The 21704-nt window shown below is 70.4% G+C and carries 9 protein-coding genes and 1 tRNA gene; 4 read left to right on the plus strand and 6 right to left on the minus strand.

The window, feature by feature from the left end; all coding sequences use genetic code 11:
- Window positions 1-231 precede the first annotated feature (231 nt).
- From AB0M67_RS27240 to AB0M67_RS27250, 3 genes are all read right to left on the minus strand, one after another.
- A complete protein-coding gene (locus AB0M67_RS27240) occupies window positions 232-3030 on the minus strand; it encodes a LuxR family transcriptional regulator (RefSeq protein ID WP_365749595.1) in 2799 nt (932 codons plus the stop codon).
- Window positions 3031-3149: 119 nt separating this feature from the next.
- Window positions 3150-6065: a LuxR C-terminal-related transcriptional regulator gene (locus tag AB0M67_RS27245; RefSeq protein ID WP_365749596.1), complete on the minus strand. Its 2916-nt coding sequence runs from the start codon at window positions 6063-6065 to the stop codon at window positions 3150-3152.
- A gap of 280 nt (window positions 6066-6345) precedes the next feature.
- Entirely contained in the window at window positions 6346-7104 is a 759-nt protein-coding gene (locus tag AB0M67_RS27250; protein ID WP_365749598.1) for an alpha/beta fold hydrolase, read from the minus strand.
- 512 nt (window positions 7105-7616) lie between these two features.
- On the opposite strand from AB0M67_RS27250, the gene AB0M67_RS27255 reads away from it, so the two are divergent.
- The 4 genes from AB0M67_RS27255 to AB0M67_RS27270 all read left to right on the plus strand — a co-directional run bounded on the left by AB0M67_RS27255 (window position 7617) and on the right by AB0M67_RS27270 (window position 18452).
- On the plus strand, window positions 7617-8558 hold the full coding sequence (locus AB0M67_RS27255) for an alpha/beta hydrolase (protein ID WP_365749599.1): 942 nt from the start codon (window positions 7617-7619) through the stop codon (window positions 8556-8558).
- 92 nt (window positions 8559-8650) lie between these two features.
- On the plus strand, window positions 8651-16999 hold the full coding sequence (locus AB0M67_RS27260) for an amino acid adenylation domain-containing protein (RefSeq protein WP_365749601.1): 8349 nt from the start codon (window positions 8651-8653) through the stop codon (window positions 16997-16999).
- 4 nt (window positions 17000-17003) lie between these two features.
- Window positions 17004-17231, plus strand: coding sequence for an MbtH family protein (locus AB0M67_RS27265; RefSeq protein ID WP_365749603.1), 228 nt, complete (start codon window positions 17004-17006; stop codon window positions 17229-17231).
- A 75-nt stretch (window positions 17232-17306) separates the two neighbouring features.
- Window positions 17307-18452 carry an acyl-CoA dehydrogenase family protein gene (locus tag AB0M67_RS27270; protein WP_365749757.1) on the plus strand — a complete coding sequence of 382 codons (1146 nt, stop codon included), beginning with the start codon at window positions 17307-17309 and terminating at the stop codon, window positions 18450-18452.
- An 85-nt stretch (window positions 18453-18537) separates the two neighbouring features.
- Here the strand turns inward: AB0M67_RS27270 and AB0M67_RS27275 are convergent.
- The 3 genes from AB0M67_RS27275 to AB0M67_RS27285 form a co-directional block, all read right to left on the minus strand.
- A tRNA-Thr gene (locus tag AB0M67_RS27275) sits at window positions 18538-18611 on the minus strand.
- A 109-nt stretch (window positions 18612-18720) separates the two neighbouring features.
- Window positions 18721-20274 (minus strand): alpha/beta hydrolase, encoded by a 1554-nt coding sequence (locus AB0M67_RS27280; RefSeq protein ID WP_365749605.1) that lies wholly within the window; start codon window positions 20272-20274, stop codon window positions 18721-18723.
- Between the two features lie 167 nt (window positions 20275-20441).
- The gene (locus tag AB0M67_RS27285; RefSeq protein WP_365749606.1) at window positions 20442-21647 is read right to left on the minus strand and encodes a DNA polymerase III subunit delta'; all 1206 of its coding nucleotides are present in this window, start codon (window positions 21645-21647) and stop codon (window positions 20442-20444) included.
- Window positions 21648-21704: the final 57 nt, after the last annotated feature.

Below are 21704 nucleotides of genomic sequence, written 5' to 3' on the forward strand. Positions count from 1 at the left end.
CGAAGCGCGCTCAATGCGGCGTACAGCCCGCAGCTCATTCCGAATATCCGGCCTCCCCGCCCCTAGCCTCAACCACTACCCGACCCCTTAGGCCCGACAGGGGCGGTGGTGAAGGGCCCGCGGGCGGGCATGGCGAAGCGGCGGCGCACCGACCCGGCCGCACCGCCGCTCGCCCTGTCTCCGTGCCTCTCGCTCTGCCTCTGCCCCTGCCACTGCCGCCGCCCCGCCCGGTCAGCCCAGTGCTGAAGCACCCGCCGCGAGGTTCGTGCCGGCCAGCAGATCACCCAGGTCGGTGCGGTTGCGGACGCCGAGTTTGCGGTAGGCGCGGGTGAGGTGCTGCTCGACCGTGCTCTTGGTGATGAACAGCTTGCGGCCGATCTCGCGGTTGGAGTGGCCGAGGGCGGCCAGGGCGGTGACCCGCCGCTCCGCCGCCGTCAGGCTCGCCGAGCCCCGGTCCTCCTCGCCCAGGTCGTCGGGGGCGACCGCGTCCTCGGGGATCTCGTCCTTGAAGAGCTTGCGGAACAGCGCGTGTCCGCCGCCGGCGTCGGCGACTTTCCTGGCGTGGCGTGCGGTCATCCGCGCCTTCGCGGGCGCGCCGACCTCGTGCAGGACCTGGCAGCGGTCGGCCAGGGCGCGCATCAGCTCCACCGGGTCCGAGCAGTTCTCCAGCAGGTTGACCGACTCCCGCAGCAGGGCGGGGCGTTGGCCGAGTTCGCTGGTGGCGGCGAGCAGCCGCAGGGAGACGCCCCGGGCCCGCGGGGTGGATCCGCCGGGCCGGGCCAGCTGCTCCCGCACCAGCGTCCGGGCCTGGCCTGCGTTGCCCAGGGCGAGGTGCGCCTGGGCCGCCGAGGTGCGCCAGGGCAGGAAGGTGGGTACGTCCATGCCCCAGCGCTTCGCGAGGTCGCCGCAGGTCAGGAAGTCGTCGAGGGCGGCGCCCGGCCGGTCGACGGCCAAGTGGTAGTGGCCCCGGGCGTGCGTATAGAGGAGTCCGTGGCGGGTCTGGAACATGCCTTCCGGCACATCCTGGTTGAGCCAGGCGCCGGCCGCGCCGCTCATGCCGGACGCGGTGGCGGCCTGCACCAGGGCGGCCAGCGGGGAGCCGATCGCCACCCCCCAGCCGGACCGTGAGATGGCCGACAGGGCGCTGCTCGCGTGTTCCTGTGCGAGGTGCGGGGTGCCGTGCCGCAGCGCGATCTCGGCCCGTACACCGGACAGGATCGCCATGGACGTGCCGGTGGAGCGGTCGCCGGCCTGCTTCAGCAGCGCGTCGCACCAGTACAGCGCCCGGTCGGGACGGTCGGCGTAGAGCAGGGCCAGCAGCGCCGCCTCCAGTGCCTCGATGGGACTCTCGCCGTACCGGCAGCCCCGCAGGATCTCCTCGGCCATGCCGACGGCGTGCTCGCCGGGCCCCTCGCCGAGGACCTGGACCAGCACGTCGGAGGCGTACGAGGCGGGGCTCATCCGCCTGGCCTGCGGGGTGCGCGGCATCCCGAGGTCGGGGGCGCCGGTGTCCAGCGGCGGGCAGGAGTGCCGCAACCACTGCCGTACGACATGGAGTTCGGCGCCCGCGCCCGGCTCGTCCAGGTCGGCCCGTTCGGTGAGCGCGCGCAGCCCGTCCGCGGCCTGCGGGAACCGGTCCTGCCAGGCAAGGTGCTTGACGATCCAGGCGGCGTCCGCGCTGCGCAGGCTGCCCTGTTCGAGGGCGTCGACGAGTTCGTCGAGCCAGGGGCTGACCAGGCGGGGGTCGATCTCCCAGCCGATCCGCACCCGGGCCATGACGACTGCCGCGTGGTCGTGTCCGGTGGCGGCGGTCTGTCCGGCCAGCCGCAGACAGTCGAGGCTGAACTCGGTCTCGTCGTCCCGCATGGCCTCCTCCGCGGCAGTGAGCAGGGTGCGGCAGGCCCAGGGCTCGGCGACGGGGGCGGCGAGCAGACAGCGGGCCACGACGGTCGCGGGCGCGCCGTCGGCGTGCAGCAGTCCGGCGGCCCGCCGGTGCAGTTCGGCCCGGGTCTGCACATCGACGTGTTCCAGCAGGGCCCGGCCGACGACCGTGCCGCGCAGCGTGCCGCCGTCCAGCAGTCCGGCCGAGTCCAGGGCGGTCATGACCCGGGCGACGGCGTCGGCGCCCCGGTCGACCAGACAGGCGACCAGGGCGGGGGTCGCCGCCCGGCCGAGCACGGCGAAGCCGCAGGCGACGTCGAAGAGGACGGGGTCGTCGCGGTAGGCCCAGGCGAGGGCCGCCTTGGCGAAGGCCGGCCCGGTGGCGGGCGCGGCGGCGGGCTCCTGGTCCAGCCGGTACGCGTCCCGGCGGTCCGCCACGAGCGCCTGGACGAGGAGCGGGTTGCCGCCGCTGACGGCGTGGAAGTCCGCGGCCAGCTCTGCCGCCTCGGCCGCGGCCACCTGGGGTGCGATCACCCGGGCGACGCCGGCCCGGGACAGCGGCAGCAGTCCGAGCCGCCGGCACTGGGGCTGGCGCAGGAGTTCGGCCTGGAAGGACGGGGACAGCGAGTCCGGCCCGGTGGGTTCGGTGAGGACGATCGCCACGGGGGCGGTGCGCAGCCGGCGTACGAGGTGGAGCAGGAACCGCAGGGAGACCGCGTCGGCGTACTGGGCGTCGTCGACGGCGATCACCACCGGCCCCTGCCGGAACTCCTGGCACAGGGCGTCGAACAGGGCGCCCGCGTCGTGGCCCGACCCGGTGTCGGCCGCGCCCCGGCCGAGCGCCCTCGCGAGCCGCGGTCCGGCGCTCAGACCGCCGTCCGGGGGGAAGAGCTGGTCGACGATGCCGTACTCGACGTCTCTCTCGGCGGACGATCCGGTGGCCGCGCACACCCGGGCGCCGGTGGCGGCGGCCCGGCGCAGGAACTCGTCGAGCAATGCCGTGCGACCGACTCCGGGTCCCGCGTCGAGAAGAACGACACCTCCCTCGCCTCTCGCGGTCCGGGCCAGCACACTCGTGAGCAACGTTATTTCCTCGGCCCGCTCCACCAGTTTCACTTTTTCCCCCGCCTCGAAAGATCGTTCGATCAATTCGAGGCTATCCGGAACCACCCCTGTCCCCAACCCCTATAAAATCGGAACCCCCCTATGAGCCCCCCCATGGATAACTCTCAGAGGGCCCGATGAAGGCCCGATCAACAGAGGCGCAATTAAACCTGCGCGCCCGTACAGATTTCTGACATCAATTCTTCACGTCCATTGATGCTCAGCTTCCGGTAGACACGTGTCAGGTGCTGCTCCACCGTGCTCATCGTTATGTGCAGCCGCCCGGAGATCTCCCGGTTCGTGCAGCCGTCGGCGGCCAGACTCGCCACCCGGCGTTCGGATTCGCTGAGGTGCTCCCAGCCGGTGGCCGGCCCGGACCCCCGGCCTCCGCTCCCGCCCCCGCCCGTGCCGCCGCCTTCACCCTTGCCTTCGCCTCCACCTCTGCCTTCGCCTTTGCCCTCGCCCTCGCCCTCGCCCTCGCCCTCGGTGAAGAGCCGTTCCACCGGCTCCTGAGCCGGGTCGTGCGAGCCGATCCGGTCCCGGGGCGGCTCCGCCCCGCAGTTCTTGGCGAGCAGTCGCGCCCTGCGCAGGGCCATCGCCGCCTGTCTGGGCTGCCTGGCCTGCCGGTGGGCATCGGCCAGGTCGAACAGGGTGCGGCAGAGTTCCAGCGGGTCGTCGGCCCGGTTCAGCTCCACGACGGCCCGGTTCAGCAGGGCGAGCCGGGCGCTGGGCTTCGCGGCGAGTGCCTGGAGGCGCAGCGAGATGCCCCGCACGCGCGGTGCGCCCTGCTGGACGAGCGCCAGCTGCTCGGTGGCCAGCCGCTGCCCCTGCTCCCGTTCGCCGAGCCGCAGCAGCACCTCGGCGATGTCCGTGCGCCAGGGCAGCAGGGCGGGCCAGTCCGTGCCCCACCGCTCGGCGACCCGGCCCACCTCACGGAAGTCCCGCAGGGCCGAGTCGTACTGACGGGTGGCCAGGTAGTACAGGCCGCGGGCGCGCAGGTAGTGCAGCCAGTGGACGGTGTCCGGCAGGGAATCCGCCACCGGGCGGCTGAGCAGCCGGGCCGCCGCCTCATGGTCGCCCCGGGCGATCTGGACGCTCACCAGGCGGGCGATCGCCGCCGACTCCAGGGCCGAGGGGTAGCGCTCCGGCAGCAGCGCCAGACAGCGCGTCGCGGCCCGCTCGGCCTCGGCCAGGTCGCCGCCGTGCCGGGCCGCCTCGGAGCGGACGGCCGCGAAGGCCGCCTCCCAGCCGGGCGCGTTGCGCGCCGCCGACTCCCGCAGGAAGGTGTCGCACCAGTGCAGGGCCCGTTCCACCGCGCCGAGCGCGAGCAGCGTCCAGATGGCGTCGACGACGAGGTCGAAGGTGGCGTCGGTCAGCTGGGTGATCTCCAGGATGCCCTCGGTGGCGGCGATGCGCTGGGTCCGCCGCCCGGAGTGCGAGCCGCCGAGCAGGGCGCGCAGCCCGGTGGCCGCCCGGTCGGCGGGCGGGTGGGGGCCGGTGGAGTCGTCCGGCCGGGCCGACCAGCCGCCGAGGCGCCGGGTCCGGCGCCGCGCCGGGCTGTCGGGGGCCTCGCCGATCCGCTCCCGGATCCTCGCCTCGTCGGTGGACCGCCGGGGCGTCTGCCCCAGCAGGGTGCGCGCCTGCTCCAGCCGGCCATGGGCCAGCAGCAGTTCACCGAGCCCGCCCGCGTCCGAGGGGTCGAGCCGGCCGGTACGCAGCACCCGCAGCGCGTCGTCGACATGGCGTTCGGCGTCGGTGACGCTGATCCGCCGGGCGACCGAGCCGAGCCTGATCTTGATCTCGGCGCGGGACAGCGGGTCCTCGCTGGCGGCGTGGGCCAGTTCGAGATAGGACACGGCTCGGCGTGCCCTGTCCTCCAGCAGCGCCTGTTCCGCGGCCTGTTCGAGCACTTCGACGGCCCAGGCGCCGTCGGCCTGTCCCGCCTTGTGGAGGTGTTCGGCCGCCACGGCGGGCGCGGCGCCGAAGGCGTGCAGCAGCTCCGCGGAGCGCTGGTGCAGGTCGAGGCGGTGCGAGGGTTCCAGGGAGTCCAGGACGGCGTTCTTGGCCGCCGGGTGCTGGAAGGACGTACCGGCCACGATGCCGGCGCCGCGCAGTGCCTGGAGGTTCTCGGTGAGCTCGGCGGCGGACATGTCGAGCAGACGGGAGAGCAGGTCGTGGGTGTACGCCCGGCCGAGCACGGCCAGCCCGGCGGCGACCTCGCGCACCTTCTCGCCGCTGCGGTCCAGACAGGTGACGATGGCCTTGCCGTAGGCCTGTCCTGCCCTCGGCACCGCGACGGCGGGGCCGTCGGCGGAGCTCTCGGCGTCCAGCCGGGTGTCCTCAAGCAGCGCGCGCAGCAGCAGCGGGTTGCCGCCGCTGATCGCGAAGCAGCGCTCGGCCAGCTCGGCGCTGGCGCCCGGGTGACCGAGTTCGGCGAGGAAGTCACCGACGCCGCGCAGGTCGAGCTTGGAGAGCGGGATCCGGTCGAGGTTCGGCTGCCTGAGCAGCTCCGCGCCGAAGCCGGAGCCCGCCGGTCCGCCGACGAGCGGCCGGGTGAAGGCCAGCAGCACCGGGACGTTGCAGCAGTGCCGGGCCAGGTGCAGCAGCTGGCGCAAGGAGTCGGCGTCGCCGTGGTGAACGTCGTCGACCGCCACCACGACAGGCGCGCGCCGGGCGAGCGCCCGGACCTCCGTGCAGAACATCCGCATCAGTTCGTACCAGTCGGCGTCCCTGCGGGTGTCGTCCCTGCGAGGGTCGTCCCTGCGCTCGGCCGCGATCCGGCCCGCCGCGGCGTCGCCCATCCTGTGGAACCGCCGCACCAGTTCGTCAGGGAAGGGAGCCCCGTTGACGAGGCTGTGGATCACGCCGAGTGGGTTGTCCCTCTCCCCCTCGATGGCCGTGGTGTGCAGCACGGTGAGACCGAGTGACTCCACATGCCGTACCAATTCCCCGAGAAGCTCACTCTTGCCACAGCCCGCCGACGCCTCGATGAGTACCGTCCGCGATCTGCCGGTGGCCTGAACCGAAGCAAAGGCTGTGAGCAATCGGTATTTTTCCTGGGCTCGCCCAATCAGCACCATGAATTGTAAAACACCCCGTATCGTTCAGAACAATTCAGAAGCCGTGGCGCGTAACGGGAGGAATTCCTTTCTTCGGCAGTTCACCTCTCCATAAACGCCAAAAATCTGTCCGATTCAATCACTTGATCATCACAAATGTCAACATGCGAAAATATTCGGACAGGTATGGCAAAGATTCGGCCAACCATCGCGCACGCCTGGATGATCAGGAAAATGAAAATTAAATAAGAGTGATGTAAGGGGGGAAGTGAGAGATTGAAATATCCGGGCCGGGAATTGGCTACGCCACAGCGGTGGTGGTCACGCGCGCGATCGCCTCGATGACCCGGGGCGCCTGCTCATTGAGGTAGAAGTGCCCACCGGGATAGCTCCGCAGCTCGAACCCGCCGCTCGTGTGATCCGCCCAGGCCGCCGCCTCGTCACGGCTGACCCGCGGATCGTCCACCCCGAAATGCGCCTGGATCGGCGCCGCCAGCCGCGCCCCGCCGGTGTGGCGGTACGTCTCGGCCGCCTTGTAGTCGCTGCGAATGGCCGGGAGCACCATCCGCAGGATCTCCTCGTCCGCGAGCACCGCGGACTGCGTCCCGCTCAACGCCTTGAGTTCGGCGATGATCTCGTCGTCGCTGCGCAGGTGAACGGTCTCGTCACGGTGCCGGGACGGAGCACGCCGGCCCGAGGCGAACAGCGCCAGGGGCACGATGCCCGCCTTCTCCAGCAGCACGCCCACCTCGAAGGCGAGACTGGCCCCCATGCTGTGGCCGAAAAGCACGAGCGGCCGGTCGGCCAGCGGCAGCAGTTCGGCCGTCACGACCTCGGCCAGCTCGGCGATGTTGTCGATGCACTCCTCATGCCGACGGTCCTGCCGACCGGGGTACTGGACGGCGAGAACGTCGACCCCCGGGGCGAGCGCCTTGGAGACCGGAAAGAAGTACGAAGCGGATCCACCGGCGTGTGGGAAGCAGACGAGCCTGGTGGCCGCGGTGGGCGCCGGATGGAACTGGCGGACCCACAGGTTCTCGTCAACGCGGTTGGCACTCACAATAGAACCTTTCGTGCTACACGTGGCCATCGGACTGCACGTGGCCATCGGACTGCGACCCGTGGGCCCCATCGTCTCGGAACCCATGCTTCGCGACCCCTTACTCCCCCACAACCCCTAATCGGACGCGCACCCCCCCTACACGGCCGCCGTGCCGTTCCTGGCTCAATCCCGCCCCTTCCAGGACCCCGGCCGCGGGTGTCGCGCAGCACAGCCTGAGCCACCGCGCCCGGCGACGTCGGCGAACTGCGCGGCGAGCTCAAGTACCGGCCCCTGGTGGACCGTTGCCTACCGCACGGACCTCGGCACCTACCGACAAATCGGCTCATTTTGTCAGCCGCTGTAAGGGGTCGGGTAGTGGTTGGGGCTAGGGGCGGTGCGGCCGGATATTCGGGTAGGAACCGCGGCCTGTACGCCGCACCGAGACGCTCCGCGCATTCCCTGTGAGGTGGGCGAAGCACCTGGCGGGTGGACCGACGCCGCGGTGAACAGACCTTTCTGGAGGTATTTCCGTGCCCAAGAACACGACCCGATCCCGTCCACGCAGCGACATCGGCCGCTACCTCAACGACTCCTTACGCGACCAGTACTTCGCCGCCTGTGACGTCCTCTTCGCCATGGGAGCGCCCGCACAGTCCGAGACGGACGTCGAAACCAGCTTCGGCACCACACACGTCTACCGGTACGGCCCCGCCGACACCACCGCCGCGGCCCGTACACCGGTCGTCCTGATCCACGGCTCAGGCAGCTGCTCCGCCCAGTGGTACCCCAACACCCCCGCGCTCAGCGCCGAACGCACGGTGTACGCGCTCGACACCCCCGGCGACCCCGGCCGCAGTGTCCACCGCGAACCGATGTGGCAGCCGGAGCGCGCGGCACAGTGGCTCGACGAGACACTCGACGGGCTCGGCCTCGACCGGGTGCACGTCATCGGCTACTCCTACGGCGGCTTTCTGGCGCTCAACCAGGCGCGGACCAAACCCGAGAAGCTCGTCTCCGTCACCCTCCTGGACCCCCGCGGCCTGGAGAAGGAGGGCCTGCGCTTCTGGATCTGGATCTTCATCAGCTTCTTCGCGACCTTCGCCCCCAAGGCACTGCGCCCACGTCTCGCCTCCTGGCTGGAACAGCCGGTGATCGTCATTCCCGAGCTGCGCGCGTGGATCCAGGCGCGCGTCCGCGCCTTCCGGATCAGCCGCCCCGTGCCGCTGCCGATGACCGAGGCCGAACTGCGCACCATCCGCACACCGCTCTACCTCGTCCTCGGCAAACGCAGCCTGCTCGTGAACGCGAAACGGCAAGCGGAGCGGGTCCCGCGCCTGGTCCCCGGGGCACGCGCCGAGATCATCGCCAACACCGGCCACGGCCCCGCGCTCGACCACCCCGAACTACTCAACCCCAAGATGCTGGACTTCATGGACGAAGCCGACTCCCGGGACCCGGCCGAGGGCATCTGACCCCCGTCTTCGCGCTCCCTCACCACGCGAACGCTTCGCGAGATCATCCGAAAGGGCCACACATGACACTGTCCGACATAAACGCTGCGCGCATGCCACTGTCGGCGGCTCAGCGTGAAGTGTGGCTGGCCCAGCAGCTGGCGCCCAAGAGCCGGCTCTACCGGATAGCGGAGTTCCTGGACATCGCCGGTGAGATCGACAGCTCGCTGTTCGAGGCGGCGCTACGGCGCGCCGTCGGGGAGGCCGAAGCCCTGCACGCGCGGTTCTTCGAGGAGGGCGGGACACCGTGGCAGGTCACCGCACCGCGTACGGACTGGGAATTCCCGGTACTCGACCTCAGCGGCGAAGCGGATCCGCGAGGAGCCGCCGAGGCATGGATGCGGGCCGAGACCGCCCGGCCGATGGACCCGGCTCGTGACACCCTGTTCTCCTTCGCCCTTCTCAGGCTCGGACCGCAGCGGTTCATCTGGTACCAGGGGTACCACCACATCGTGGTGGACGCGTTCACCTGGGCGCTTTTCGCCCGGCGGGTGGCCGAGCTGTATACGTCCTCGGCAGCCGGAGTGCCCGCCGAGGAGACCCCCTTCGGAGACCTGCGCGTGCTGCTGGAGCGGGACGCCGAGTACGAGGCTTCCGAGGAGTACGCCGAGGACCGGCGCTACTGGATGCGGCGCCTGGCCGACCGGCCCGAGCCGCCCCGTCTCGCCGGCCGGCCGAGCCGGCCCCCGACCGCGTGGCTGTGCCACACCGCGGCCCTGCCCCGGGAGATGGAGACACGACTGCATGAGGCGGCCCGCGAAGCCGGGGTGCGGCCATCCGCCGTGCTGATCGCCGTCACGGCCGCCTACCTGCACCGCATGACCGGAGCACACCAGGTCGTGCTGGGCCTGCCGCTCTCGACCCGTACGGACGCCGAGCTGCGCAGCATCCCCGGCATGGTCGTCAACGCGCTGCCCCTGCGCGTGGAGGTGCATGCGCACACCACGGTCTCGGAACTGATGCGGCAGGTATCCCAAGAGGTCGGCCAGGTGCTGCGGCACCAGCGTTACCGAGTCGAGGACCTGGTCCGGGACCTCGGCCTGCCCGGTGGGATGAACGATCTCACCGGGCCGCAGGTCAACATCATGTTCTTCGACTACAACCTGCGCTTCGCGGAGGCCCGCGCCACTGCCCACAGCCTTTACTCCGGACCGGTCGCGGACCTGTTCGTGATGGCATACGACCGCTCCGACGGCGCGGGGGTGCGGATCAACCTCGAAGGGAACGCCGACCTGTACGAAGCGGACGACCTGGCCGCTCACTCCGAGCGCCTGCTCCGACTGCTTGAGGCCTTCACCACCGATACCGATCAGTCCGTCGGCGGCATTGATCTGCTGCACTCCGAGGAGCGGCAGAGGGCACTGACCGCCGGATCCGGGGTGGTCCGGGATGTGCCGCAGGCGGTGCTGCCGGAGTTGTTCGAGGCTCAGGCGGCCCGGGACGGCCGGGCCACAGCCGTGGTGTGCGGCGATGACTCCTTGTCGTACGCCGAGTTGGACGCGGCGGCGAATCGTCTCGCGCGCTTGCTGACGGATGACGGGGTGGGGCCCGAGCACGTGGTGGCGTTGGCCCTGCCGCGTTCGCCACAGCTGGTTGTCGCGATTCTGGCGGTGCTGAAGGCCGGTGCGGCGTATCTGCCGTTGGACGCGGGCTATCCCGCCGAGCGGCTGACGTTCATGATCGAGGACACCGCGCCCGCTTTGCTGGTCACCACCCAGGAATGGGCGAACGGCTTGCCGGAGACCTCCGTCCGGCACCTGTTGCTGGATGACCCGGTCACGGTCAAGGTCCTCGGCGATCTGTCGGATGCCACGCTGACCGACGAGGACCGGACGGCGCCCCTCCTGCCGACGCATCCGGCGTACATCATCTACACCTCCGGCTCGACGGGTACACCCAAGGGCGTGGCGGCCACCCATGCCGGCCTGCCCAACCTGGCGGCGGCACAGATCGAACGCTTCGAGGTACAAGCGGGCAGCCGGGTACTGCAATTCGCGTCCACCAGCTTCGACGCCGCCGTGTCGGAGTTGTGCATGGCGTTGGTGTCCGGCGCGACGCTGGTCATGGCTCCCAGCGACCGGTTGCTGCCCGGCGAGCCGCTCGCCGCCACCTGTGCCGCTTACGGGATCACCCATCTGACCCTGCCCCCCACCTCACTGGCGGCGATGGCACCGGACAGCCTGCCGCCCGACATCACGCTGATCGTGGCCGGTGAGGCGTGCACGGTCGGGCTGGTCGAGACCTGGGCCCCCGGCCGCAGGATGATCAACGCCTACGGGCCCACCGAAGCGACGGTGTGCGCGACGATGACCGAGCCGCTCGCCGCGGACGCGGGCTCGCCCTCGATCGGAAGCCCGATCGCCAACACCCGTTCGTACGTACTGGATGCGAGCCTGCACCCCGTAGCACCCGGCGTGGTGGGCGAGCTGTACGTGACCGGACCGGGCCTGGCACGCGGCTACCTGGGCCGGCCAGGACTGACCGCGCAGCGCTTCGTCGCCAACCCGTTCGGCGAACCCGGCGAACGCATGTACCGAACCGGGGACATGGTCCGCCGACGCACCGACGGCCAACTGGAATACCACGGCCGGACCGACGACCAAGTCAAGATCCGCGGATTCCGGATCGAACTCGGCGAAGTGGAATCCGCACTCACAGCCCATCCCGCCGTGGCACAAGCAGCGGTGATGGTGCGCGAGGACCACCCCGGCAACAAGCGCCTCGTCGGCTACGTCATCCCCGCACCCACACAGGACGACCCCTCCATCGCATCGGTGCGCGCCTTCGCCGGCGAACGGTTGCCCCGACACATGGTCCCGGACGCCGTCGTGGTTCTGCCCGAGCTGCCGGTGACCGCCAACGGCAAACTCGACCGGCGCGCCCTGCCCGCCCCCGAAACCACCACCAGCGCCTCCCGCCCACCACGCACCCCGGTCGAGCAGATCCTGTGCGACCTGTTCGCCCAGGTGCTGGGCGTACACGTGGTCGGCGCCGAGGACGATTTCTTCGAGCTGGGCGGGCACTCCCTCCTGGCCACCACCCTGGTCTCCCGGATCCGAACCGCCATGGGAGCCGAGATCCAGCTGCCCACCCTCTTCCGGGCACGTACCCCCGCCGAGATCGCACAGGCACTGGATCAGACCGAGGCGCCGCGTCCACCGCTGGTGCCGGAGGTACGGCCGCAGCGGCTACCCCTGTCGTTCGCGCAGCGGCGGCAGTGGTTCCTGAACCGGTTGCAGGGGCCGTCGGCCACCTACAACATCCCGCTGGCCGTACGCCTGACCGGCGAACTGGACACCGACGCGGTGCGTGCGGCGCTGACGGATGTGGTGGCACGTCACGAGGCGCTGCGTACGGTGTTCACCGAGGTCGACGGTGTGCCCTACCAGCAGGTTCTCGACAGTCGGGACGCTGCCCCGCACCTGGTCGTGGCGGCGCCGGCCGCGGCGGAGCTCGACGATGCCGTGTCCGCGGCGGCGAGCCATGTCTTCGACCTGTCCCGCGACGTGCCGGTACGGGCGTGGCTGTTCGCCGTCGCTCCGGAGAAGCACGTTCTCGTGCTGGTGGTCCACCACATCGCGGCCGACGGCTGGTCGATGCGACCGCTGTGGCGCGACTTCTCCACCGCCTACGCGGCCCGCCGTGGCGGCCGGGCCCCGGGCTGGGCCCCGCTGCCGGTGCAGTACGCCGACTACACCCTGTGGCAGCGCCGGGTCCTGGGCGACGTCCAGGACCCGGAGAGCCTCTGGGCACGGCAGTTGGCCTACTGGAAGCAGGCCCTGGCCGCCCTGCCCGAACGCATCGAGCTGCCGGCCGACCGCCCGCACCCGGAACAGGCCTCCCACCGCGGTCGTATCCTGTCGTTCCGCTGGGATGCCGAGCTGCACGCGGGTCTGGTGGAGCTGGCCCGCGGCTGCCAGGCCAGCCCGTTCATGGTCGTCCATGCCGCGCTGACCGCCCTGCTCTCCCGCCTGGGCGCCGGCACCGACGTGCCCGTGGGCATCGGCATCGCGGGGCGCACCGACCAGGCGACCGAGGACCTCGTCGGGTTCTTCGTCAACACCCTGGTCCTGAGGGTGGATACCTCCGGCCGGCCCACCTTCCGGGACCTCGTCCACCGTGTACGGGACAAGAGCCTTGAGGCCTACGCACATCAGGACCTCCCTTTCGAGACTCTGGTCGACATCCTCAACCCCACCCGCACCCTCTCCCACCAGCCGCTGTTCCAGGTCGCGCTGGCCTGGCAGAACACGCCCCAGGGACACCTGACCATCCCCGGCCTGGAGGCCGCGGTGGAGACCGTGGACACCGGCACGTCGAAGGTCGACCTGTCCTTCCATCTGACCGAGCAGCACACAGCCGGCCAGGTGCCGACGGGCATCGAGGGTCTCCTCGAATACAGCTCCGACATCTTCGATCCCTCCACCGTCGAGGCGCTGGAGGTCCGCCTGCGGCTGCTGCTCGAAGCGGCTGTCGCCGATGCCGACCAGCCCGTCGGCGGTATCGGACTGCTGACCGCCGAGGAGCGGCGGGAGTCGCTGGCGGCCGGCACCGGCTCGGTCCGTGATGTGCCGCAGGTGGTGTTCCCGGAGCTGTTCGAGTCCCAGGTCGCGCGGGATCCGCGGGCTGTCGCGGTGATGTACGCGGAGAGGTCGTTGACGTACGGCGAGCTGGACGGGGCGGCGAACCGGCTCGCTCGGATGCTGGCGGACGACGGGGTGGGCCCGGAGCAGGTGGTGGCGCTGGCCTTCCCGCGTTCGCCCGAGCTGATCGTGGCGATCCTCGCCGTGCTGAAGGCCGGGGCGGCCTACCTGCCGCTGGACCCGGACTATCCCGCCGAGCGGCTCGCGTTCATGCTTGAGGACTCCATGCCCGATCTGCTGATCACCACGAGTGGACTGGTGGACGGGCTGCCGAAGTCCTCCGTCCGCCAGCTGTTGCTGGATGATCCGGTCACGGTCAAGGTCCTCGGCGATCTGTCGGATGCCGCGCTGACCGACGAGGACCGGACGGCGCCCCTCCTGCCGACGCATCCGGCGTACATCATCTACACCTCCGGCTCGACGGGGAGGCCCAAGGGCGTGGTGGCCACCCACTTCGGCCTGCCCCATGTGACGGCGTTGCAGGTCGAGCGCTTCGGGGCGAAGCCGGGCAGCCGGGTGCTGCAGTTCGCGTCCACCAGCTTCGACTCCGCCGTCTGGGAACTGTGCTTCGCCCTGCTCTCCGGCGCGACCCTGGTCATGGCTCCCAGCGACCGGCTGCTGCCCGGCGAGCCGCTGGCCGCCACCTGTGCCGCTTTCGGGATCACCCATCTGACCCTCCCCCCCACCTCATTGGCGGCGATGGCGCCGGACAGTCTGCCTCCCGACATCACGCTGATCGTGGCCGGTGAGGCGTGTACGGCCGGGCTGGTCGAGACCTGGGCCCCCGGCCGCAGGATGATCAACGGCTACGGGCCCACCGAGGCGACGGTGTGCGCGACCATGACCGATCCCCTCACTCCCGACGGGAACGCTCCGCCGATCGGGTACCCGATCGCCAACGCCCGCGTGTACGTGCTCGACGAGGGCCTGCACCCCGTAGCGCCCGGCGTGGTGGGCGAGTTGTACGTGACCGGACCGGGCCTGGCCCGCGGCTACCTGGGCCGGCCAGGACTGACCGCGCAGCGCTTCGTCGCCAACCCGTTCGGCCAACCCGGCGAACGCATGTACCGAACCGGGGACATGGTCCGCCGACGCACCGACGGCCAACTGGAATACCACGGCCGCACCGACGACCAAGTCAAGATCCGCGGATTCCGGATCGAACTCGGCGAAGTGGAATCCGCACTCACAGCCCATCCCGCCGTGGCACAAGCAGCGGTGATGGTGCGCGAGGACCACCCCGGCAACAAACGCCTCGTCGGCTACGTCGTCCCCGCACCCGCACAGGACGAGACGGGCGGGCCGGAAACCGGCGAGCACATCGACGAGTGGCGGGACATCTACGACGCGATCTACGAGCAGGAACCCGCTGTCGCCGCGATGGGGGAGGACTTCTCCGGGTGGAACAGCAGCTACGACGGCGAACCCATTCCGCTGGAGCAGATGCGTGAATGGCGGCAGGCCACCGTCGAGCGTATCCGCGAGTTCGGGTCGCGGAGGATCCTGGAGATCGGCGCCGGCAGCGGGCTGTTGCTCGCACACCTGGCAGCGCGGTGCGAGTCCTACTGGGGCACGGACATCTCCGCCCCGGTGATCGACCGCCTCGGCCGGCAGATCGCCGGTCGTCCCGATCTGGCCGACCGGGTCCACCTCCGCTGCCGGGCCGCCGACGACTTCACCGGCCTGCCCACCCACTTCTTCGACACGGTCGTCGTGAACTCGGTGGTCCAGTACTTCCCCCATGCCGACTACCTGGCCAACGTGCTCGGCTCGGCGATGGAACTCCTTGCTCCGGGAGGCCGGGTCTTCATCGGAGACGTTCGCAATCTGCGCTTGGTCCGCGGCCTGCGTACCGCTGTCCAGCTCCACCGTGCCTCCACCGCCGCGCAACCGGCGGACATACGCCGGGCGGTCGAGCACGACCTGCTGCTGGAGAAGGAACTGCTGGTCGCTCCGGAGTTCTTCACTGCCCTGCGCACCCGGATGCCCGCCATCGCCGGCGTGGACATCCGCCTCAAGCGAGGCCGTCACCACAACGAACTCACCCGCCACCGCTACGACGCCATCCTCCACAAACACCCCACCGGACCCGTCCCGAGCACCTCGGACCCGGCACCGGTATCCCACCTGACCTGGGGCGGAGAGGTGAGCGGAACAGCGGACCTGGACTCCCATCTGCGCACCCGGCGCCCTGCCCACCTGCGCGTGTCCGCAATCCCCAACCAGCGGATCGCCGGCGAGGCAGCCGCACTGCGGGCGGTCATCACCGGACGCTCGGTCACGGACGCCCAGCGCGCGCTCACCCATCCCGATACCCCGGGGATCGACCCCGAGGCGGTGCACCGTCTCGGTGAACAGCTCGGCTACCGCACCTTCACCACATGGTCACCCGCGGGCGACGGCTCTTTCGACGCCGTATTCGTCACGCCGGACCGCTCGACCGGTGAGGTGCCCGTCGAGGTGTACCGGTCGGCCGCGGCGGACCGCCCCCCGTCGGACCCCCTCACCAACCACCCCGCCGCCTCCCACCGCATCACCGCCCTGGGCGCCGAGGCGCGCGACTTCGTCGGTGAGCGGTTGCCGCAGCACATGGTCCCGTCCGCGGTCGTGGTTCTTCACGAGCTGCCGGTGACGGCCAATGGCAAGCTCGACCGGCGTGCCCTGCCCGCGCCCGAGCCCGCCGCCGGTACCTCACGGCCCCCGCTCACCCCGATCGAGCAGGTTCTGTGCGACCTGTACGCCCAGGTGCTGCGCGTGCCGGTGGTCGGCGCCGAGGACGACTTCTTCAACCTGGGCGGGCATTCCCTCCTGGCCACCCGGCTGATCTCCCGGATCCGCACGACCCTGGGAGCCGAGCTCCAGATCCGTACCCTCTTCAAGGCGCCCACGCCGGCCGAACTCGCCCTGGCACTGAACCAGACCGAAGCGGCGCGCCCCGCGCTGGACATCCTGCTGCCCCTGCGGTCCCGCGGCAGTCGTCCTCCGCTGTTCTGCACGCATCCGGCCGGCGGAATCAGCTGGCCTTATGCCGGACTGCTGAGCCACCTCGGCCCGGACCGCCCCCTGTACGGCGTGCAGGCGCGCAGGCTGACCGACCCGGACGCGCTCCCGGGGTCGATGGAGGAGATGGCCGCCGACTACGTGCGGGAGATCCGCACGGTCCAGCCGACCGGTCCCTATCATCTGCTCGGCTGGTCCTTCGGCGGGATGGTGGCCCACGCCATGGCCACCCGGCTGCGGGAGGAGGGCGAAGAAGTCGGCCTCCTGGTGCTGCTCGACACCTACGTCCGCGGCGAGGGAGCCCCGGAGGAAGCTCCCGAGGCCGGTGAACAGCAGATCTTCGGGCTTCTGCTGGACGCCGCAGGATACGGCCCGGAGGACGTGGAGGGGCAGGAACTCAACCGCGACCTCGTGGTGGACCTCCTGCGCCGCAGCGGCCTCCTGCCGCCGGAGATCCTTGAGGACAACGCGCTCACCGCCATGGTCGATACCTACAGCCACAACGTCGGCCTGCAGCACAGGTTCACGCCTGGGCGCCTCGACGCCGATCTGTTGCTGTTCACCGCGACACCGTCCGACGCGGGCACGGACGTCACACCGGAGCTCTGGGAGCCCTATGTGACCGGCACCATCACCACACACCCGATCGTCGGCGAACACCAGAACCTGATGCGGCCTCAGGCCCTGTCCCAGCTCGGGCCGATCCTGCGCGCCGCACTCGACCGGACCACCCGTAACGATCACACCCCCAGGAGCTGAACCCGTGGAAAACCCCTTCGAGGACGACAACGGAACCTACCTCGTCCTGGTCAACGCGGAGGGCCAGCACTCCCTGTGGCCTGCCTTCGCCGCGTTGCCCGCGGGCTGGAGCATCGTCTGTCCCGAGAACTCCCGCCTCGCCTGTCTGACCTACATCGACGAGCACTGGACGGACCTACGCCCCAAGAGCCTGATCGACGCCATGGACAGCGCCGGCACCGGCAGGCAGTGAACCAACGAGGCCCACGACCCATTGGAGCGGCCTCGCCGACAACATCCTCTACGCAGCCACCGGATCCGGGAGCTGATCACCATGTTCGTCATGACGGCCGACCAGAAAGCCATACGAAGCTCCGCGGTGGCCTTCGCCAGGGAGTATCTCGCGCCCAACGCGGTGGACTGGGACCGGGAAAGGCACTTCCCGGTCGACGTTCTGCGCAAGGCCGCCGAGCTGGGTATGGGTGGCATCACCGTTCGGGAGGAGTCGGGCGGTTCGGGGCTGTCGCGGAGCGACGCGGTTCTTGTCTTCGAGGCCCTGGCAGGCGGGTGCCCGTCGATCTCCGCGTACCTGTCCATACACAATATGGTCGCCACAATGATCGACACCCACGGCGACCAGGCACAGCGGGATCGCTGGCTGGGCCGGCTCTGCCGCATGGACGATCTGGCCAGCTACTGCTTGACCGAACCGGGCACCGGTTCGGACGCGGCGGCCATCCGGACTCAGGCGGTACGCGAGGGCGACTCGTATGTGCTCAGCGGTACGAAGCAGTTCATCTCCGGAGCCGGTACATCGCAGACGTACCTGGTGATGGCCCGCACCAGCGAGAACGGTGCTCGTGGCATCACTGCCTTCATCGTGGACAAAGACACGGACGGACTCTCCTTCGGGGCCGAGGAACGCAAGATGGGCTGGAGTGCCCAGCCGACCCGTCAAGTGATCATGGACAGGGTCAGAGTCCCCGAGGAGAACCGGCTCGGCGTCGAGGGCGCGGGTTTCAAGATCGCCATGAATGCCCTCAACGGAGGTCGGCTCAATATCGCCGCGTGCTCCCTGGGCGGCGCACGGAATGCCCTGGAGCTCACCCTCTCCTATCTCGGAGGCAGGGAGGCATTCGGCGGCCGGCTGCTGGACATGCCCACGATTCAGTTCCAACTGGCGGATATGACAATTGCCTTGGAGGCCGCCCAGGCACTCCTCCAGCGCAGCGCGGCTGCCTTGGACCAGAAATCCGCGAACGCGGTCGACCTGTGCGCCATGGCCAAAGCCTTCTGCACCGACACGGGTTTCTCGGTTGCCAACCAGGCTCTGCAACTGCACGGCGGGTACGGATACCTCTCCGACTACGGGCTGGAGAAGATCGTCCGCGACCTGCGGGTCCACCAGATCCTGGAGGGCACGAACGAGATCATGCGCTTGATCGTGGGGCGCGGCCTGGCGTCCCAGGCGTGACTGGCCGCCTGGCCGCCTGCCGCCCGGCTGGTAGAGGACAAGGAAAAACCCCAGGTCACGGCGAGTGAGTCCTGGGGTTCCTCGGAGCCGCCTTCGGGATTCGAACCCGAGACCTACGCATTACGAGTGCGTTGCTCTGGCCAACTGAGCTAAGGCGGCGCGCCTTCCGCACCATGGTGCGATCAGCAGCGCGGCCAAGTCTACACAGTTTTGGAGGGTGCTCCGCACACGCCTCCCGCGGGGGTCTTCCCGCAGGTCAGGGGCGCTGTCAGGAGCACTTCTCGCCGTCCGTCGGGGGTGTGCCCTCCAGGAGGTACGTGTTGATCGCCGTGTCGATGCAGTCGCTGCCGCGGCCGTACGCCGTATGGCCGTCCCCGTTGTAGGTGAGGAGGGTGCCGGAGGAGAGCTGGGCCGCCAGGGACCGCGCCCACTTGTACGGGGTCGCCGGGTCGCGGGTGGTGCCGACCACGACGATCGGGGCCGCGCCCTTCGCCTCGATGCGGTGAGGGCTGCCGGTGGCCTTGGTGGGCCAGTAGGTGCAGTTCAGGGAGGCCCAGGCCAGGCCCTTGCCGAAGACCGGGGAGGCCTCTTCGAAGGAGGGGAGCGCTTGGGTGACCTCTTCTGGGCCGCTGAAGGCCGGCGGGAGGTCCAGGCAGTTCACGGCGGAGTTGGCGTACATCAGATTGGCGTACGAGCCATCGCTGTCGCGCTCGTAGTACGAGTCGGCCAGGGAGAGCAGGGCCGCGCCGTCGCCCTTCATGGCGTCCGCGAGGGCCTGGCGGAGCTGGGGCCAGGCGGACTCGTCGTACATCGCGGCGATCACGCCGGTCGTGGCGAGCGACTCGCCCAGGGGGCGGCTCGTGCCGGTCGGGACGGGCTTGGCGTCCAGTGTGGTGAAGAAGGTCTTCATACGATTCGAGACGTCGGCCGCCGACTTCGTGCCGAGGGGACAGCCGGGCTGTTTGACACAGTCCTCGGCGAAGGCCCGGAAGGCGGTCTCGAAGCCGGCCGTCTGATCGCGGTTCAGCTCGCGGGCCGGGAGGGACGGGTCCATCGCGCCGTCGAGGACGAGGCGGCCGGTGCGCTTCGGGAACAGTTCGGCGTAGGTCGCGCCGAGGAAGGTGCCGTACGACGCCCCGACGTACGACAGCTTCTGGTCGCCCAGCGCGGTACGGAAGATGTCCATGTCACGGGCCGCCTCGACCGTGGACACATGCGGCAGGATCGCGCCTGAGCGCTTCTCGCAGCCCTGGGCGAACTTCTTGAAGGACGCGGCCAGCTTCGCGGTCTCGGCCTGGTCGTCGGGCGTCTGGTCGACCTGGGTGTACGCGTCCATCTCCTTGCCCGTGAGGCATTCGACGGGCTCGCTGCGGGCGACGCCGCGCGGGTCGATGGCCACGATGTCGTACTGGGCGCGGATCTGGGCGGGGTAGCCGATGCCCGCGTACGCCTGGAGATAGCCGATGGCCGAGCCGCCAGGACCGCCCGGGTTGACCATGAGGGAGCCGAGGCGCTTGCCGGGGCCTGTGGCCTTCTTGCGGGAGACGGCCAGGTCGATCCGGGTACCGTCCGGCTTCGTGTAGTCGAGCGGAGCCTTCAACGTGGCGCACTCGAAACCGGGGACTCCGCACGCGCGCCAGGTGAGTTTCTGGTCGTAGTACTTCTTCAGCGCGGCAGGATCGATGGACACGGCGCCGGAGCCCGAATCCCCGCCCGAAGACGATGCCTCCGACGAGGACCCGCCGGAACTGCAGCCGGAGATCAGCAGACCGGCCGCCACGAACGCGGTGGCGGTGATACGGAACAGGCGCCTGGTGTCCATTCTGGGAGCCTAGCCGCCGAATCGCGTACACCGCCCGTCCATGCTCGTACGGGTGATTCCCCGGACAATCGGCCCGCTCGTACGATCAGGCTGTTCACGGCCCCGTTGCCCCGTACGGCCGGCCGGCCCGCTCCCCGTCGGCCCGCTCCCCGTCAGCCCGCTCCCCGTCAGCCCGCCCGTAGCGAGACCGCCATCGCCTCCACCGCCAGCAGCGGCGCCACATTGCGGTCCAGCGCCTGGCGGCAGGCGACGATCGCCTCTATCCGGCGCAGCGTGCGCTCGGGCGTCGAGGCGCGGGCGACCCGGTCCAGCGCGTCCCGTACGTCCCCGTTGGCGAGCGCGACACGGGAGCGCAGCTGGATGGCGAGCACATCGCGGTAGAAGCCGGTCAGATCGGTGAGGGCCAGATCCAGGCTGTCCCGCTGCGTACGGGTGGACCGGCGCTTCTGGCGGTCGGCCAGCTCCTTCATCACGCCCGCCGTGCCCCGGGGCATCCGGCCGCCCGCCGAGGCACCGAGCGCGGCCTTCATGTCCTCGGTCTCTTTGACGTCGACATCCTCGGCGACCTGCTTGGCGTCCTCCGTGGCGGCGTCGATCAGCTCCTGGGCCGCCCTGAGGCAGCCGCCGATGTCGTCCACACGCAGCGGCATCTTGAGAACGGTGGCGCGGCGGGCCCGGGCCCGTTCATCGGTGGCCAGACGACGGGCCCTGCCGATATGCCCCTGGGTGGCCTCGGCCGCGGCGTGGGCGGCCTCCGGCTCGATACCGTCGCGCCGGATCAGGACATCGGCGACGGCCTCCACGGTCGGAGTACGCAGCACGAGATGGCGGCAGCGCGAACGGATCGTGGGCAGGACGTCCTCCAGGGAGGGCGCGCAGAGCAGCCAGACCGTACGGGGCGCCGGCTCCTCCACCCCCTTGAGCAGGACGTTTCCCGCACCCTCGGTGAGGCGGTCGGCGTCCTCCAGCACATTGACCTGCCAGCGTCCGCCGGCCGGCGAGAGCTGGGCGCGGCGGACCAGCTCGCGGGTCTCCTTGACGCCGATCGAGAGCAGATCGGTACGGATGATGTCCACATCGGCGTGCGTACCGATCAGGCTCGTATGGCAGCCGTCACAGAACCCGCAGCCCGGCTCACCGCCGAGCGCCCGGTCCGGACTGGTGCACTGCAGAGCGGCGGCGAAGGCGCGGGCCGCGGTGGACCTGCCAGAACCGGGTGGCCCGGTGAACAGCCAGGCGTGCGTCATCTTCGACGCCTCCGGCGGCTCGGTGCCCGCGGCCTCGGCGGTCACGCGCGCGTCCGCGTCACGCGCGGCGGCGGCGAGCGTCGCCCGAACGCGGTCCTGCCCGACCAAGTCGTCCCAAACGGTCATGCGCCGCCACCACCTCCATGCATGTGCGGTCCCCACCTGTGTGAGCCCCGGACCCCA

It is taken from the genome of Streptomyces sp. NPDC051662 (assembly GCF_040681655.1).
Classification (GTDB): domain Bacteria; phylum Actinomycetota; class Actinomycetes; order Streptomycetales; family Streptomycetaceae; genus Streptomyces.

Bases quoted from the DNA above. Each gene is read 5' to 3' on its own strand.
- AB0M67_RS27245 (WP_365749596.1), bottom strand. From the start codon at position 6,065: ATGGTGCTGATTGGGCGAGCCCAGGAAAAATACCGATTGCTCACAGCC.
- AB0M67_RS27280 (WP_365749605.1), bottom strand. From the start codon at position 20,274: ATGGACACCAGGCGCCTGTTCCGTATCACCGCCACCGCGTTCGTGGCG.
- AB0M67_RS27260 (WP_365749601.1), top strand. From the start codon at position 8,651: ATGCCACTGTCGGCGGCTCAGCGTGAAGTGTGGCTGGCCCAGCAGCTG.
- AB0M67_RS27285 (WP_365749606.1), bottom strand. From the start codon at position 21,647: ATGACCGTTTGGGACGACTTGGTCGGGCAGGACCGCGTTCGGGCGACG.